The sequence below is a fragment of the Catellatospora bangladeshensis genome (assembly GCF_016862575.1).
Lineage (GTDB): Bacteria > Actinomycetota > Actinomycetes > Mycobacteriales > Micromonosporaceae > Catellatospora > Catellatospora bangladeshensis.
In genome coordinates, this window is record NZ_BONF01000010.1 from 326,374 (window position 1) to 341,372 (window position 14,999).

Here is a 14,999-nt window from a genome sequence, read left to right on the forward strand (position 1 = left end):
GCCTCCGGGATGACGACCGTCTGAATGGGACACGACGGCGAAGGCCATGCCCCTTCGCGCAAGCGATTCTTACATGGGGATACAGCGATCTTTAAGAGCTTGTCTCACATGCGTCAGACGGCGCCGCGGTCCCGCGCGGAACCCCTGCCAGCAGCATGCACAGCCCGCAGCGCCTTCTTGTCGACCTTGCCGAGCCCGGTCAGCGGAAGGCGTGACACGAACTCCACCGATAACGGCGCCCACAGGTCATTGAGGCGCTCCGTGCACCATTGCCGCAATTCGTCGGCTTCGGCCCGCGCGCCGGGGCGCAGCCGCACCACGGCGTGCACCGCCTCGCCCAGGCGCTCGTCCGGCACCCCGATCACGGCGGCCTCGCGCACCGCCGGATGCGCGGCGAGCACGTCCTCGACCGTGCGGGAGTACACGTTGGACGAGGTCAACCCCGTGACGATCATGTCCTTGGCCCGGTCCACCAGGTAGAGGTAACCGCCGTCGTCCAGGTAGCCGAGGTCGCCCGTGCGCAGCCACCCGTCGACCAGGGTGCTCGCGGTGAGCTCGGGCTGGCCCCAGTACCCGGAGGTCATCAGGCGGGCCGACGCCCACACCTCGCCCACCTCGCCGGGCGGCAGGGGTGTGCCGACGTCGTCGCGGATCTCGACCCGGGACGTGCCGACCGGCTGCCCGCACGAGGCCAGGCGCTCCGGGTGCGCCGGATCGTGCGACGCCGCCGGGTACGCGGCGATCAGCGTCGCCTCGCTCATCCCGTACGCGACCAGCAGCACCGGCCCGAACCGGTCCATCGCCTCGGCCAGCCGCGACGGCGCGACCGCGCTGCCCGCGCAGGACAGCATGGCCAGGCTGGAGGTGTCCGTGCCGGGCAGGTCCGGGTGGTCCAGCACCTGGTAGAGCATCGGCGGCGGCAGCGTCGCCACCGTGATCCGCTCCCGCTGCACCGTCTGGAGGAACCGCCCCGCGTCGAACGCGTCGTGCTGCACCAGCAGCCCGCCGCTGAACAGCGTGATCAGCCCGGACGCCTGCTGGCTGGAGTGCCAGAACCCGGCCACGGCGAGCTGCCGCAACCGCGGCCCGCCCGCGTCGCGCTGCCGTATCGCGGCGTCCAGCACGTTGCGGAAGAAGTCGTGCCGGTGGTGCACCAGCTTGGGCCGCCCGGTGGTGCCACCGGTCTGGAACAGCGACTGCGGCTCGGCCTCCGTCCCCGCCGATGTCTCGGTCTCCGGCAGCGGCCAGGCGCCGTCCGGCGCGGTCAGATCCGGTCCATCCCCGTCCGCGCCGAGACACCAGACGGGCAGGTGCGGCAGGTGCCGGGCAAGGGCCAGCCCAGGCGCCGCGTGGGTACTCGGGTCGTAGACGAACCCGTCGACCTCGGCCAGCGCGAGGTACTCGGCGCACAGCGCGGGCGGGGCGTTCGGCGCGACCCACACCGACCGGCAGCCCAGCAGATGCAGGGCGAGCTGCGCGTACACCGCCTCCGGCCGGTTGCCGGCGAGCACGGCGATCGCGGCGCCCGGCCTCACCCCGTGCCGCAGCAGCGCCCCGGCGACCCGGAACACCCCGGCGCGCAGCTCGGCGTACGTGATCCGCCGGTCGCCGTGCACGATCGCCTCGGCCTCGCCCTGGCCCGCGAACAGGGCCAGCCCACGCCGGACGTAGTTGTCCTCAGCCGCCATGGCACGCGACGGCGAGGGTGTCGTGGCCGCGCAGGATCAGCGGCTTGGGCGCGCCGCCGGACGGCTCGACCAGCGCCAGCTTCGGGAACCGCGCCAGCAGCGCGGGGAACGCGACCTGGCCCTCCAGCCGGGACAGCGCCGCGCCCATGCAGTAGTGCGGCCCGAACCCGAAGCTCAGCGAACCCGCGTCGGCCCGGCCGGGGTCGAACGTGTCCGGGTCGGCGAACCGCGCCGGGTCCCGGTTGGCCGCGCCGACCATGGCGAGCACCGCCTGCCCCGCGGGCACGGGCACGCCCTCGATCTCGGCGTCCTCCGGCGCGTACCGCACCAGGATCTGCACCGGCGGCTCGAAGCGCAGCATCTCCTCCACGTAGGACGCGACGTTCTCCCCCGACAGCGACGCGGCCAGCTCCGGGCGCTCCAGCAGCATGGTCAGGCCGTTGCCGAGCAGGTGCGTGGTCGTCACGAAGCCGGCGTTGAACGTCGTGATCAGGTTGCCGATCAGCGCGTCCTCGCTGAGGTCCTCGGCGGCCAGCAGGCTGATCAGGTCGTCGCGCGGCTCGGCCCGCCGCAACGCGACCAGCTCGGTGAAGTAGGCGGTCAGCTCGCGCGCGGCCGTGTCGGCGCGGGCCATGTTGCGCCAGGTCGCCCCGTCCAGCTCCAGGATCGCGCCGATCGCGAGCACCCGCGGCCGGAACCAGGCCAGATCGTTCTGCGGCACCCCGAGCAGCTCCGCCATCACGCTGCTGGGCAGCAGGTACGCGAACTCGCCCATGAACTCGACCGGGCCGTCCGCGGACAGCTCGTCCATGCGGTCGAGCAGGCGGTGGGTCAGCCCGGTCACGGCATGCTCCAGCCGCGCCACCCGCCGCGCGGTGAACACCCGGCCGATCATCTGCCGGACGCGGTCGTGGGCCGGGCCGTCGGTGAAGAACATCGAATCGCGCAGCACGCGCAGCGCCGGGTGGCGCCGCCACTGCGGCGTGTGCAGGTCCAGGTAGGCCGCGTCGAGCTGGTGGAACCGCCCGTCCTTGAGCACCTGGGCGACCGCCTCGAAGCCGTGCACCGCGACGGCGAAACCCCGCGCGCCACCATCCACCGCCACGGCGGCGCCGGCACGGTGCAGGCGGGCGTAGAGGGCTGGTGGATCCACGCGTCCCTCCTCGGAGAGGAGTTCATTGAGATCCATGAGCACAGTCCTACCACAACGCGCCTCCCCCGAGGAGTCGCGTTTTCCGTACGAATACCCGCTCCCGCAACACCTTCCGCAGCCCGCCCCACCTCAGGCATGCCGCCCCTCCGAACGCGACGGAAAGACGACTCCCGCCCGCGCCCCCCATGATCGCCCGACTTGCCTGGCACACGGGCGAATCTTGAGTACTCATTCGCCCATGTGCCAGGCAAGTTCGATGATCTTCGCGGGGCGCGGGCGCGGGGCCCGGCGGGTCGGCGGCCGGTTAGCGGGTGGCCACGGTGGCGAGGGCGGTGGCCGTGTCGGGGTGGCGGCGGAGGAGGTCGTGGACGGGGCCGGTGCCCGGCTCGGGGTCGGGCTGCTGCCAGGGGCCGGGGCAGCCGAGCAGCGCGGCCAGCGCGTCGGTCGGCTCCGGGTGGGCCGTGAGCAGCGCCGTCACCGGACCCGCCGCGGCCCGCGGCGCACCGGTGGCGGCCGGTTCGGCCGGCTGCGCCGACCAGGGCGGGGTCCACGAGTCCAGGGCGGCGAGGCCCGCCGGGAAGACCCGGCCCGCCTCGCGGACCAGCAGGCCGACGTGGTCGCCGCCCTCCTTGCGCAGCGTGGTGATCAGCGTCGGCAGCCACGGCAGCAGCACCGGATCGGGCAGCTTCGCGAACGCCTCCGAGATCGCCTCGACGACGAACCCGGCCAGCGCCGGGACCGGTTCGAGCGCCTGCACGAAACCGCTCAGGTACTGCGGGTAGGCGGGCAGGACCAGCGGGTTGGCCAGCAGCTCCGCGCAGCGTTCGCGCAGCTCGGCACGCGACATCCGGCCGAGCTGGTGCTGGGCCGCCCACAGCAGCGCGGTCTTGGCGGGCGTGGTCGGGTGCGACTGCGCCACCGCCAGCTCCAGCTGCGTACGGTCGCAGCCCAGCGACAGCGCCAGGCTCTCCATGCTGAACAGGAAGCCCAGCATCGCGGCCACCTGCCGGGTGCCCGTCTCCTCGTCGACGAACGCGTTCGGCAGCAGGGTGCAGTAATGGGCGTACCCGGCCTTGACGAACGACTCCAGCCAGCCGGGGAGCACCGGCTCGGTGGCCCGGTAGTGCGCGAGCAGGCGCCGGGCCCGCCGCAGCACCTCGGGCGCGTCGTCGACGGTGCGCTCGGCGGCCAGCAGGTCCACCGCGCGGGCCCCGAGTTCGTCGGCGAAGCGGCGGCTGCGCAGGTAGAGCGTGGCGTCCTCGACCGCTCGCAGCGCGACCGAGGCGGTGGCCTGCGGCCCCCACACCGAGCGGCGCAGCCGCTGTTCGAGGACCTGCTCGACGGTGATGCCCTCGTACCCCAGCTCGATCAGCTCCCGCTGGTGGGTGCCGAGCGCCAGGTCCCAGGACTCCTGGATGGCCGTCTCGCCGAGCCGCCGCTCGCCCATGATCGGCCGGACCGCGGCCTGCGGCATCAGGTAGCGCAGCATCCACAGCACGTCCGAGCAGCGGCCGAGCTCCGGCCGGGCGGCGATGTCGAGCAGCGCCCGCTGCACGCCGCGCTGCTCCAGCTTCAGCCCCAGCGGGGTGAGCCGGTCGTGCACGTCACGGGCCAGCGGCGGCAGCGAGTCGTAGCCGACCTGCCCGATCCGGTCGCCGCCGAGCATGATCTCGCAGAGCCGCCGCACGTCGCGCCGGCCGGGCACGGACTCCTTCTCGATGCAGGTGACCGCCGCGTCCTGGAAGTCGTACGGCGTCGGCCGGGCCCGGTTGCGCATCCCCGCGAGCAGGATCGACGTCTCGAACACGGCGATGGCGTCGGCGGTGCTGGCCAGGTAGCCGTTGCGCCGGGCCAGCCGCACGATCTCCACCGACCAGCCGAGCAGCTCGTCCTCGTCGAGCGTGTCCAGCACCGGCGGCCGGGCCAGGAACCCGGACAGCCGGTCGGCGACCTGCCGCGACACCGGCGACACGACCGCCGCCGCCTTGGCCTTCTTCTTGGGCGCGGCGCCCGAGCCCTGCTGGCCCTCCAGCCGGTAGGGCGTGACGCCGGTGCGGGTCAGCGACTTCCCGAACACCGCCGCCGCGATCGACACCGAGCCCGAGGCCAGCCCGAACTGCGCCTCGATCGCCGAGTGGCTGGACGGGATGAGCCCGTAGTGCCACTTCGTCGCCGTACGCGGGCTGATCTCGTACGTGTCCGCGCCGTCGAGCCCGAACTCGTCCACCCGGCTCGCCGCGTGGAACGCGCCGCACACGTAGAGGCAGTCCGCCGCGTCGGCCCCGGTCGCGGCGAGGTGCTGCCGCATCCGGGTCCACATGTAGCGCTCGCGCTCCTCGTCGGAGGCGACCCGGTCGTGCGCGCCCGGCGCCAGCCGCCGGAACAGGCTGCCGATCAGGACCATGACCTGCCGGTACGTGTCGTAGTCGGCGTCGCCGAGCGGCTGCTCGACGTACTGGTCCCACCACTCCGACCAGTGCCGGACCTTGCCGTGGTGCAGCAGGTGCTGCTCCAGCTCGGCGAAGCGCGGCCGCAGGTCGCCCATCTCGACGCCGACCGCGTCGCCGTGCAGGTCGGCGTCCTCCGGCGGGGCCTCGGGCAGTTCCTCGCCCTCCGGCGCGACGGCCGTCTCAGCCGTCTTGTCCTTGCGCGGCTGCCACTGGAACACGTGGTCGGTCGACCGGTCCACCAGCACCAGCTCGACCCCGGGCGTGTCCAGCGCGTACGCGATGGCCTGGTATTCGGCCGACGCCTCGGTGATCGGGGCGACCACCGACAGCGGCGCCCAGTCCTGCGGGAAGCCGTCCAGCTCGGACGCGAACGCCTGCACCGCCACCGGCAGCCGGCAGTTGCGCAGCTCGGTGAGCAGCGGGAGCATGTCCTCACACAGCTCCATGTAGATCACCTTGGGCTGCTTCTCGCGCAGCCGCCGGGCCATCGCCAGCGCGGACGCGGGCGAGTGGTGGCACACCGGGAAGATCTCCATGCGCTCGCGCAGCGCCCGGTCCACGTCGTCCACGATGCCGGACAGGATCCCGGCCAGCGCGTCCGGACCGTCGGCCAGCGCCGCGGCGGCGTCGAGCAGCTGCCCGCGCAGCGCGTCGAAGGTGGGAGTGGTCACGACAGGGTCTTGATCGCGTCGCGGCCGCCCTCGAGGAACTCCGGCCACAGCCCGCCCTCGGCCTTGCTGCGCGGCTCGACCACGCCGTGCCAGTACTTGTTGAGGATGGCCAGGTCCTCCGGTGCGCGGCGGGCCAGCGAGCCGACGAGCGAACCGGCCAGGGTCTGCGCACGCAGGGCCCGGTCGCCGAAGAAGTTGCTGTGCAGGATCGCGTCCTCCAGCACGCCGATCTGCTCGGCGGTGGACAGCGCGGACTCCAGCTTCTCGTCGTCGCTTCCCGCCGACGCGGCCGCCGCACGCAGGTCGGCGAAGCTCTGCAGCAGGATGTCCAGCAGCGTCGGCGGCACCTCCAGCTCGATCTGGTGGCGGCGCAGCAGCTCGCCGGTGCGGAAGCGGACGATCTCCGCCTCGCTCTTCTTGTTGGTCACCACGGGGATGCGCACGAAGTTGAACCGCCGCTTGAGCGCCGAGGACAGATCGTTGACGCCCCGGTCCCGGCTGTTCGCGGTGGCGATGATCGAGAAACCAGGCTTGGCGAAGACGATGTTGTCGTCGTCCAGCTCCGGGATGGACACGTACTTCTCGGACAGGATCGAGATCAGCGCGTCCTGCACATCGCTGGTGGAGCGGGTCAGCTCCTCGAAGCGGCCGATGACGCCCCGCTCCATCGCCGTCATGATCGGCGACGGGATCATCGAGGCCCGGGACTGGCCGTTGGCGATGACCGCCGACACGTTCCACGAGTACTTGATGTGGTCCTCGGTGGTGCCGGCGGTGCCCTGCACCACCAGCGTCGAGTTGCGGCAGATCGCTGCGGACAGCAGCTCGGCCAGCCAGCTCTTGCCGGTGCCGGGGTCGCCGATGAGCAGCAGACCCCGGTCGGAGGCCAGGGTCACGATGGCCCGCTCCACGAAACTGCGGTCGCCGAACCACTTCTGGCTGATCTCACGGTCCAGCCCGTCGGCGCGCTCGGAGCCGAGCACGAACAGGCGCACCATCTTCGGGCTGAGCCGCCACGAGAACGGCTTCGGGCCGTCGTCGACCGACTCCAGCCAGTCCAGCTCCTCGGCGTACTTCACTTCGGCGGGGGCGCGCAGCATGTCAGACATAGGGTCGATCTCCTAGGCGAGGAAGTTCTTGAGTTCGAACACGAGCTTGCGAATGTGGCCCGAGATCACGGGCGTGCCGAGGTCCTTGAACCGCTGGCGGAACCAGGGGTTGACGATGCCCTGGCCGGAACTGGTCACCGAGCCGACCGGGATGAAGCGCACCCCGGACCGGTGCACCGCGACGATGCTGTCGTACAGCGGCTGGGAGCGGTCGAACTCGTAGAAGTCCGAGATCCATACCATGGCGGTGTTCTTCGGCTCGGCGATCTTCGGGCGGGCCATGGCCATCGCCACCGGGCCGTCGTTGCCGCCGCCGAGCTTGGTGCGCAGCAGCACCTCGAACGGGTCGTGCACCCACGGCGTCAGGTCGATCGCCTTGGTGTCGTACGCGATCAGGTGCACGTCGACCTTCGGCAGGCCCGCGAAGATCGAGGCCAGGATCGTGCAGTTGACCATCGAGTCGAGCATGGAACCGGACTGGTCCACCACCACGATCAGCCGCGACGGCGTCGTCCTGCTGGCGGTGTGCCGGTAGAAGAGCCGGTCGACGTAGAGCTTCTGGTCGTCGGGGCTCCAGTTGGTCAGGTTCTTCCAGATGGTGCGGTCCAGGTCCAGGTTCCGGAACACCCGCTTCGGCGGCACGCTGCGGTCGATCGTGCCCGCCGCCGTGCGCTCCACCTGGGTACGCAGCACCGCCGCGACCTCTTCGACGAAGCGCCGGATCAGCGCCTTGGCGTTGGCCAGCGCGACGCCCGACAGGTTCGACTTGTCCCGCAGCAGCTGCTCGATCAGCGACATGCTCGGCGTGAGCTGCGCGGCCAGCTTCGGGTCGGCCAGCACCTCGCGCAGCTGCATCCGGCTGATCAGGTCGCCTTCCAGCTCGCCGAGCGTGCCGCCCATCCCGCCGCCCTCGCCGCCCGGCCCGCCGCCGCCCTGGCGGCGCAGGCTGCCCGGCTCCTGCCCGAGCGCCCGCTCCAGCCAGCCCGCGTCGGACTGCCACTTGGCCAGCTGCGTCGCCGACACCGATCCCGACCCGGTGTCGAACACGTTCAGCAGCACCTTCGCCGCCAGCGCCGCCCGCCGCACCTCCGCCGCCGAGTCACGCCCGGCGTCCGCGTCGGTCTCCGGGGTCATCAGGCCGTCGAAGTCCTCGGCCAGGTCCGGGAAGCGCTGGACGATGTTGTCCACCGAGACCGACGGGTCGAGCAGCGCGGCGGGCAGGCCGAGGTCCTCGACGACGGCGAGGCTCGCCGATTCGAGGGCGGCCTGCTCCTCGCGGCTGAACAGCCGGGCGATGAGCCGCCAGTAGAGCACCTGGCGGCGGTTGAAGTCCGCGTCCACGGTCATTTCCGCAGCAGCCTTCCCGCGCGTTCGCGCAGCACCTTCACCGCGTCGGCGGCGGCCGCCTCGGCCTTGGCCCCGGCGGCGTCGCTCGCCCCGCCCGCCCACGCGCCCGCGTGCACGGCGACGGTCTTGCGCTTCACCGGCGTCTCGACCGCCAGCGGCTGGAGCAGCCAGCGGCCGTCCCAGCGCAGCAGCCCGACGCACGCCGTCGACGCGGCGACCAGGGCGGGGGTGAGGGGACCGGCGCTGTGCAGTCCGTCCACCTCGATGGTGAGGCCGGGCAGGGTGAACGTGACGACGTCGTCCTGCGCAGCGGCGGCGTACCCCTCGACGAGCACCGGCTCGGCCAGCCGCACCGGGTGCCGCTCCAGCGGCGGGACCGGCGCGGCCGTCGCCCCCGCGAGCAGCACCCGCGCCGTGGCGAACGACTCGGCGGGCTCCCCCGCCTTGGCACACGCGTCGGACCAGATCAGATCCCCGCCCGCGGTGACCGGCATGTCCGTCAGCTCCATCGCCCGCTGCTCGGAGTACGCCCCCAGCAGGGCGCTGTGCACGCGCAGCAGCTGCCACACGCCCGGCCCGACCAGCGTGTCCACCTTCGGCGCGGACACGCTCGCCCGCACCAGGCGCGGCCCGTCCGCCGTCTCCAGCACCGCGTGGACCTGCGCCTGCACCGCCGTCGGGTGCTCGTGCAGGTCGACGCCGAGCGGCAGCAGCCGCCCGGACACCGTGCCCACCGGCACCGGCGCGAGCGCGCCCGGCTGCGCCAGCAGCACCGCCCGCGCCCACAGGTCGGCCCAGCGCCGCACCGGCACCCGGGGCATCGTCGCCCCGGGGCACCAGGCGCGCAGCTCGCCGGCGAACCCGTCGAGCAGCACGCCCAGCCGCCGCAGCCGGGGCTCGGCCAGCAGCGCCGCGACCGCTTGGTCGGCGTGCGACACCAGGTCGTGGTCGATGCCGCGCCAGCCCGCGATGGCCAGGTCGGACAGCCACGACCGGGCCGCCGCCAGCAGGTTCTCCCCCGCGACGTCGCCCGCCGGGGTCACCGGCCACGGCTCGCGGGAACGTCCCGCGGCCTCGTCGAGCCGGGCCAGCAGCGCGTCGTGCGCCGCGCCGAGCAGCGCGGACCGCGCCGCGACCAGCGCCGCCACGTGCTCCTCGGCGATCGAACCGGCGATCGTCTTCTCCACCGCCTCGGCCACCCGGCCCGCCAGCGGCGTCACCGACACCGCGCCGCCCAGCGCCTGCAGCGCCGCCACCTGCTCCGTGCCCGGCCGCAGCAGGCCCTGCACCAGCACCTCGTCAAACCCGGCCACCACGTCGTACGCCTCGGCGACGCCGTCGACCGGCGCGGCCAGCATGTCGAACCGCATCAGCGCACCGCCCCGCCCGCCGGGAACCACTGCAGCTCCGCCAGCGGCTCGGTCGACGCCGGCAGCTCCAGGTAGGCCAGGTGGCGCAGGAAGCGGCTGAACACCGGCGCGCCCGCCGACGGCTGGTGCCACGCGTTCACCGCGCTGAGCACCTCACCGCCCGTGGTGGCGCTGTCGGCCACGTCGGCGCGCAGGTAGCGGGCCACCCGGGCGATGCCGTACTGCAGCACCGCCTCGTCGGCCAGCGCCCGCAGGTGGTTGCAGCCGCCGGAGCGGATGCCGCCGCAGGGGCGGTTGTTGTTGGTGCTGCAGTGGAACGAGTAGTCCTTGGCGGTCAGTGACGACACGTACACGCGCTCGATGTCCGAGCCGCTCGACACGACACCCTGCAACCGGCCGTCGGCCAGCTCGACGAACGGCACCTTCGCCAGCTTGCGCGGCCGGGCCGGCGACAGCACCCGCGCCGTGCTGCGCTGCTCCCACGGCGGCGTCTGGGCAGCATTCACCCGCGTACACCTCCCTCAACGGTGGTTTCCACCGGCCAGAGCGGCTGCGGCGGCGCGGTGAAACTACCGTCGGCGCACGACAATTTCCATTCGCCGCCGCGTACGGGCGCTCACTCGGCCGCGACGGTGACGACGACGTTGCCGGTCTTGTGGCCGGAGTCGACGTAGCGGTGCGCCTCGACGATGTCTGCCAGCGGGTAGGTGCGGTCGATGACGATGCGCAGGCGGTCCTGCTCGATCAGGTCGCGGATGTAGACCAGCGCCTCGTTCTTGGACACCGACATGCCGGTGACCACGCGCGGGCCACCGCGCAGCGCCGTCCACCAGGACAGCGGCAGGTGGTGCAGGCCGGTCGTGGGCAGGTAGCAGCCGCGCGGCGCGAGCACCCGGCGGCACCGGGTGAACGAGCTGCGGCCGACCGTGTCGAACACGACGTCATAGGTGTCGCCGGTGGCCGTGAAGTCCTCGGCCGTGTAGTCGATCACCCGGTCGGCGCCGAGGGACGTGACCAGTTCCACGTTGCGCGTGCCGCACACGGCGGTCACATGCGCCCCGAGGTGCCTGGCCAGCTGCACCGCGTACGTGCCGATGCTGCCGGACGCGCCGATGACCAGCACCCGCTGACCGGGCTGGAGTCTCGCCCGGTCACGGAGGAAGAACAGCGCGGTCGTCGCCCCGTCCACGGCGGCCGCTGCCTGCGGGTAGCCGACGTTCGCGGGCATGGCCGCGAGCGAGCCGCGCTCCGGCATCGCCTTGTAGTCGGCGTACGCGCCCAGGCCGAAGCCGGTGAAGCCGAACACCCGGTCGCCGGGCCGGAACCGGGTGACCCGAGCACCGACCGCGACCACGTCCCCGGCCAGCTCCATGCCGAGCGTCCGCAGCCTCCGGCGGGGCCGGGTGAAGCCGATGATCACCCGCCCCCAGCGCGGCTCCCCGCGCCGCATCGCGCACTCGGCCGAGGTGACCGTGGTCGCGGCCACCCGGATCAGCACGTCCCGCTCGCCCGGCACGGGAGTGTCCACTTCGGTGAGCCGGAGGACGTCCGGCGACCCGAACGCGGTGTGCACGACAGCTCGCATGACGACCTCATCCCTGCGGCGGCAACGGCATCGGGCGGCGTCGGCCGATACCTCACGCTAGGCAGCGGGCCCGCCGCACCGCATCGGCGTGAACCCTGAACCCGCCCCTTAGGTGCCCGTCCCCGCGGGATCGATGGATGTCGAGAAGGGCTGCTATTCTCCGGCCATGTCCGATGTTTCGGGGGCGCCGCACTCCGGGCGACCGCCCACCCCCCGTTTCCTCGCGGCCTGGCTGTGCGCGGCCGGGGCCGCCGTCCTGATGGTGCTGATCGCGGTCGCGCTCGTGTCCGGCGACGCCTTCGGCCGGGGCGACGCGAGCCTGAGCGGCAGTGCGCTCGCCGCCGTGGTCGTGGCCCTGCTGCTGGTGGCCGCCGTCGCGACGGCCCTCGCCTACGCAGGGCACGCCGTCTGGCGGCACGGCCGCCGGCTGCCCGCCGGGGTGCTGGCGGGCCTCGCTCTGCTGCTCAGCGTCTGGGGGCTGGTCGCGGAGTTCGCCGAGTCCGGCGGCGGCGAGCAGCGAGCGCTGCTCAGCTGGGGCGCGCTGGCGGCATGGGCCGTGGCCGTGCTGGTGTCCCTCACCATCCCGGCACCCGCGGCCTCGATCACCACAGCCGCGACGCTCCCACCGCCGAGCTGAGCCGTCCGTCACCGAAGCTCCGGTCCTGCCGCATCCCTGGCACGGCGGGAGCTTCGATGACCGTGGCGGGAGCCGTCACCGGCGCGGGACCGGGCGCAGCGGGTCGGGGCCGAGCTGTTCGAGTTCGTAGCCGCCGGGATAGTGCCGGGACGGCTGGCCGGGCACGAAGAAGTCCTTCGGCCTGCGGAACCGCCGTGTCACCGCGCTCATCCGCAGCATCGCCGCAACCGTGACCCGCACGGCCAGACCCGGCCTGGGCACGCCCAGCGCCCGGCGCAGGTCCTCGTCGAGCAGCGCGTCGCCGAACGCGCCCGCGAACCGGCGCAGCGGCCGCGGGAACTTCGCGGCCAGCAGGTGCCGGGTCGCGCCGATCAGCGCCGTCGCGGCCGGGTCGTGGCCCAGCTCGGCCCGCTCGAACCCGTCGAACCACGCCTCGAACTCCGCCCACGTCGGCGGCAGGTCGCGGATGTTCATCAGGCGGCCGACCTCGCTCCAGAAGTGGAACGCCGCGTCCCGCTCCTCCGGCCGCAGCCGTCGCGGGCCGTGCCGGTCCACCCAGCGCACCGGGATGAAGATCAGCGTGCCGAGCACGTAGCGGTACTCGTCCGGCGTGATGTCGTACACCCGGTGGATGCGGTTGAGGGCCGCGATGACGTGGCGGCCGCGCGGGTGCGCCGGGCCGTGGTGGATCAGCTCGTACAGCATCAGGCCGGTGTCGTCGGCGCGCTTGCCGGTCCGCTCGGTCATCTCGCCCGTGTCGGCCAGCAGCCGGGCGATCCGCGGGATGGCGAACGTACGGTAGAACGCCAGGTTCAGGCCGATGCGCATGTCCGGGCCCAGCTCCCGCAACGCGACCCGCCGGTACACCGCGTGGTGCTGCGCGAGCGGCCCCGCCTCCTGCGACGACATGCCGTGGCACCTCCCGTGAGAAACCTCGTGGCAGGTGGTAACCGCGACGGCGCTGGTGGACATTCCCGGGTATGGAATCAGACGACGCGGCCGCACGCGCGCGCTTCGAGGCGCTGTTCGACGCGCACTACGCGGAACTGACGCGGTTCGCCTCCCGCCGGGTCGGCGCGGACACGGCCGGGGACGTCGTCTCCGGCACGTTCCTCATCGCCTGGCGCAGGCTCGCCGAGGTGCCCGAGACGCACCCCCGGGCCTGGCTGTACGGCGTGGCACGGCACGTCATCGCCAACGAGCTGCGCTCCCGCGAACGCCGGGACCGCCTCGTCGCGAAGGCGGGAGGTGCCGAGCACGCCGTCACCGAGGACCACGCCGGGCAGGTCGGCGAGCACCTGCGGGTCCGGGCGGCGCTGTCCGCGCTGTCCCCCGCCGATCAGGAGGTGCTGCGGCTGACCGCCTGGGACGGGCTGGACGTGGCCGAGGCCGCGCTGGTGCTGGGCTGCAGCCGCACCGCGCTCAAGGTCCGCCTGCACCGTGCCCGCCGCCGCTTCGCGGCCCGCCTGCGGGCGGCCGAGGGAGCCGACCTCTCCACCGCCCGGCGCGGTCCACTGCCGACGATCCTTCCCGAAGGGAGCACCCGCTGATGAACGACGTCGTCGAACACAGCCTGCACCGGCTGCGCGCCGCCGACCCGGCCGTCGCGCCGCCCGACCCGCACGACCCGTACGCCCGCGCCCTGCTCGACCGGGTGCTGGCCACCGAGGACCGCACCGTCCCCACCCGGCCGCGCCGCCTCCTGCCCCGCCTCGCGATCGGCGCCGCCGCGGTGCTGACCGCCGGGGCGCTCGCGGTGGTCCAGCCCTGGTCCGCCGGGGACCCGGCCACGGCGTACACCGTCGACCGGCACCCCGACGGGTCGGTCAGCGTGACCATCCGCGCGCCGCAGCTGACGGACCCGGCGAAGCTGAACGCCGAGCTGGCCCGGTCCGGCACGCCGGTGACCGTGCTGGCGATGGTGCCCGCCGAGCGCTGCCCGGTGCCGCCCGGCGTCGACCCGGCCTTCCAGCTGCCGCCGGACCCCACCGCCGAGCAGCGCGACGCACTGTTCGCGCGGATGCCGGTCCGGTACGAGCTGCGCGGCGAGCAGGTCGTCATCCTGATCCAGCCGTGGAAGATCCCGGCCGGGGACACGCTCGTGCTCGGATACACCATCCGCCGTGACGCGGATCGCACCACCCTGGTGTGGCCCGCCGTGGTGACCGCGGTGCCGTCCTGCGTGGCGGAACCGGTTCCGGGCGCGGGACGCTGACCAGCGTCGCACGGCTGCTGCCGGACGTCGGCGGGGACGGCTACAGTTCCGTTCGCCGCCGGACGAGGGCCAGCAGCCGTGCGGTGAAGGGATGCCGTCCATGTCCGACCCCACCACCGAGGGCTACACCGTCTCCGTCGCCGAGATCGAGGGGATGGTCCGCAACCTGTGCGGGTACGCGCTCAGCGAGCCCGATCCGCTGCAGCGCTACCTGGACCTCACCCATCACCAGGTGCTGTTCGACGGGATCGTCGAGGCGCTCCGGCGCGAACGGGGCCGTGCCCTGGCCGACCTGGTGGTGTCCGGGACGCCGGTAGAGGCGGTCGCGGCTAAGACGAACCTCGGCGCGGTCCCGAAGGTGCGCAAGCTGATCACCCTGGCCGGGGAGAACGACCGGGTCAAGGCCGCGGCCGCCGCCGCCAAACCGGCCAAGGCCGCGAAGCCGAAGAAGGCGGCGGAGGCCGAGCAGCCCGAGACCCCGCCGCCGCCACCGATCCCGATCACCGGCAAGCGCATGCTCACCGCCGCCGAACGCATCGCCCTCGGCCTACCCGCCGACGGCCCTGCCCCCCGCCCGAAACCGGCCAAGCGCCGCCGAGCCGCGGCCTGACCGGCCCACCCCGCGTGCCGCGCGTGCCGCGCTCCGCCCGCCGCGCGCAGCGCGCCGCACCCAAGATCGCTGGTTCGTGTCAGAAAGTGCGGTCTGACCATAGGTTTCGACACGAGACAGCGATCTTCGCGGGCCGGCCGTCGAGCCGAGCCGGTCAGGACAGC

The 14,999-nt window shown here is 73.3% G+C and carries 13 protein-coding genes; 4 read left to right on the forward strand and 9 right to left on the reverse strand.

Annotated features, from left to right (window positions below; translation table 11 throughout):
• Nucleotides 1-113: 113 nt before the first annotated feature.
• From Cba03nite_RS10595 to Cba03nite_RS10630, 8 genes are all read right to left on the reverse strand, one after another.
• Entirely contained in the window at nucleotides 114-1,688 is a 1,575-nt protein-coding gene (locus tag Cba03nite_RS10595) for an AMP-binding protein (protein ID WP_203744691.1), read from the reverse strand.
• Nucleotides 1,678-2,841 (reverse strand): cytochrome P450, encoded by a 1,164-nt coding sequence (locus Cba03nite_RS10600; RefSeq protein ID WP_239125621.1) that lies wholly within the window; start codon nucleotides 2,839-2,841, stop codon nucleotides 1,678-1,680. Before Cba03nite_RS10600 ends, Cba03nite_RS10595 begins: the two co-directional genes overlap by 11 nt.
• A gap of 304 nt (nucleotides 2,842-3,145) precedes the next feature.
• Entirely contained in the window at nucleotides 3,146-5,962 is a 2,817-nt protein-coding gene (locus Cba03nite_RS10605) for a DUF5682 family protein (RefSeq protein WP_203744695.1), read from the reverse strand.
• Nucleotides 5,959-7,071, reverse strand: a complete 1,113-nt coding sequence (locus tag Cba03nite_RS10610) for an ATP-binding protein (protein ID WP_203744697.1) — start codon at nucleotides 7,069-7,071, stop codon at nucleotides 5,959-5,961. The genes Cba03nite_RS10605 and Cba03nite_RS10610 overlap by 4 nt, the downstream gene beginning before the upstream one ends.
• Before the next feature lie 12 nt (nucleotides 7,072-7,083).
• Nucleotides 7,084-8,418: a VWA domain-containing protein gene (locus tag Cba03nite_RS10615; protein WP_203744699.1), complete on the reverse strand. Its 1,335-nt coding sequence runs from the start codon at nucleotides 8,416-8,418 to the stop codon at nucleotides 7,084-7,086.
• On the reverse strand, nucleotides 8,415-9,788 hold the full coding sequence (locus Cba03nite_RS10620; RefSeq protein ID WP_203744700.1) for a hypothetical protein: 1,374 nt from the start codon (nucleotides 9,786-9,788) through the stop codon (nucleotides 8,415-8,417). Before Cba03nite_RS10620 ends, Cba03nite_RS10615 begins: the two co-directional genes overlap by 4 nt.
• Entirely contained in the window at nucleotides 9,788-10,294 is a 507-nt protein-coding gene (locus Cba03nite_RS10625) for a hypothetical protein (RefSeq protein ID WP_203744701.1), read from the reverse strand. Before Cba03nite_RS10625 ends, Cba03nite_RS10620 begins: the two co-directional genes overlap by 1 nt.
• 110 nt (nucleotides 10,295-10,404) lie before the next feature.
• The gene (locus Cba03nite_RS10630; protein WP_203744702.1) at nucleotides 10,405-11,373 is read right to left on the reverse strand and encodes an NAD(P)-dependent alcohol dehydrogenase; all 969 of its coding nucleotides are present in this window, start codon (nucleotides 11,371-11,373) and stop codon (nucleotides 10,405-10,407) included.
• A 166-nt stretch (nucleotides 11,374-11,539) separates the two neighbouring features.
• Between Cba03nite_RS10630 and Cba03nite_RS10635 the strand changes: the two genes are divergently transcribed.
• Complete coding sequence (locus Cba03nite_RS10635; RefSeq protein WP_203744703.1) at nucleotides 11,540-12,010, forward strand: hypothetical protein; 471 nt, start codon at nucleotides 11,540-11,542, stop codon at nucleotides 12,008-12,010.
• Nucleotides 12,011-12,085: 75 nt separating this feature from the next.
• Here Cba03nite_RS10635 and Cba03nite_RS10640 read toward each other — a convergent pair whose 3' ends face one another.
• Nucleotides 12,086-12,919, reverse strand: coding sequence for an oxygenase MpaB family protein (locus Cba03nite_RS10640; protein WP_203744704.1), 834 nt, complete (start codon nucleotides 12,917-12,919; stop codon nucleotides 12,086-12,088).
• 71 nt (nucleotides 12,920-12,990) lie between these two features.
• Here Cba03nite_RS10640 and Cba03nite_RS10645 point away from each other — a divergent pair, with 71 nt between their 5' ends.
• The 3 genes from Cba03nite_RS10645 to Cba03nite_RS10655 all read left to right on the forward strand — a co-directional run bounded on the left by Cba03nite_RS10645 (nucleotide 12,991) and on the right by Cba03nite_RS10655 (nucleotide 14,835).
• Entirely contained in the window at nucleotides 12,991-13,560 is a 570-nt protein-coding gene (locus tag Cba03nite_RS10645) for an RNA polymerase sigma factor (protein ID WP_203744705.1), read from the forward strand.
• Complete coding sequence (locus Cba03nite_RS10650; protein WP_203744707.1) at nucleotides 13,560-14,225, forward strand: hypothetical protein; 666 nt, start codon at nucleotides 13,560-13,562, stop codon at nucleotides 14,223-14,225. The genes Cba03nite_RS10645 and Cba03nite_RS10650 overlap by 1 nt, the downstream gene beginning before the upstream one ends.
• Before the next feature lie 100 nt (nucleotides 14,226-14,325).
• Nucleotides 14,326-14,835: a hypothetical protein gene (locus Cba03nite_RS10655; protein ID WP_203744709.1), complete on the forward strand. Its 510-nt coding sequence runs from the start codon at nucleotides 14,326-14,328 to the stop codon at nucleotides 14,833-14,835.
• The last annotated feature ends 164 nt before the right edge of the window (nucleotides 14,836-14,999 follow it).

Coding starts and splice junctions, on each gene's coding strand:
- Cba03nite_RS10595 (WP_203744691.1), bottom strand. CDS start 1,688: ATGGCGGCTGAGGACAACTACGTCCGGCGTGGGCTGGCCCTGTTCGCG.
- Cba03nite_RS10630 (WP_203744702.1), bottom strand. CDS start 11,373: ATGCGAGCTGTCGTGCACACCGCGTTCGGGTCGCCGGACGTCCTCCGG.
- Cba03nite_RS10635 (WP_203744703.1), top strand. CDS start 11,540: ATGTCCGATGTTTCGGGGGCGCCGCACTCCGGGCGACCGCCCACCCCC.
- Cba03nite_RS10615 (WP_203744699.1), bottom strand. CDS start 8,418: ATGACCGTGGACGCGGACTTCAACCGCCGCCAGGTGCTCTACTGGCGG.
- Cba03nite_RS10650 (WP_203744707.1), top strand. CDS start 13,560: ATGAACGACGTCGTCGAACACAGCCTGCACCGGCTGCGCGCCGCCGAC.
- Cba03nite_RS10620 (WP_203744700.1), bottom strand. CDS start 9,788: ATGCGGTTCGACATGCTGGCCGCGCCGGTCGACGGCGTCGCCGAGGCG.
- Cba03nite_RS10645 (WP_203744705.1), top strand. CDS start 12,991: ATGGAATCAGACGACGCGGCCGCACGCGCGCGCTTCGAGGCGCTGTTC.
- Cba03nite_RS10640 (WP_203744704.1), bottom strand. CDS start 12,919: ATGTCGTCGCAGGAGGCGGGGCCGCTCGCGCAGCACCACGCGGTGTAC.
- Cba03nite_RS10610 (WP_203744697.1), bottom strand. CDS start 7,071: ATGTCTGACATGCTGCGCGCCCCCGCCGAAGTGAAGTACGCCGAGGAG.
- Cba03nite_RS10655 (WP_203744709.1), top strand. CDS start 14,326: ATGTCCGACCCCACCACCGAGGGCTACACCGTCTCCGTCGCCGAGATC.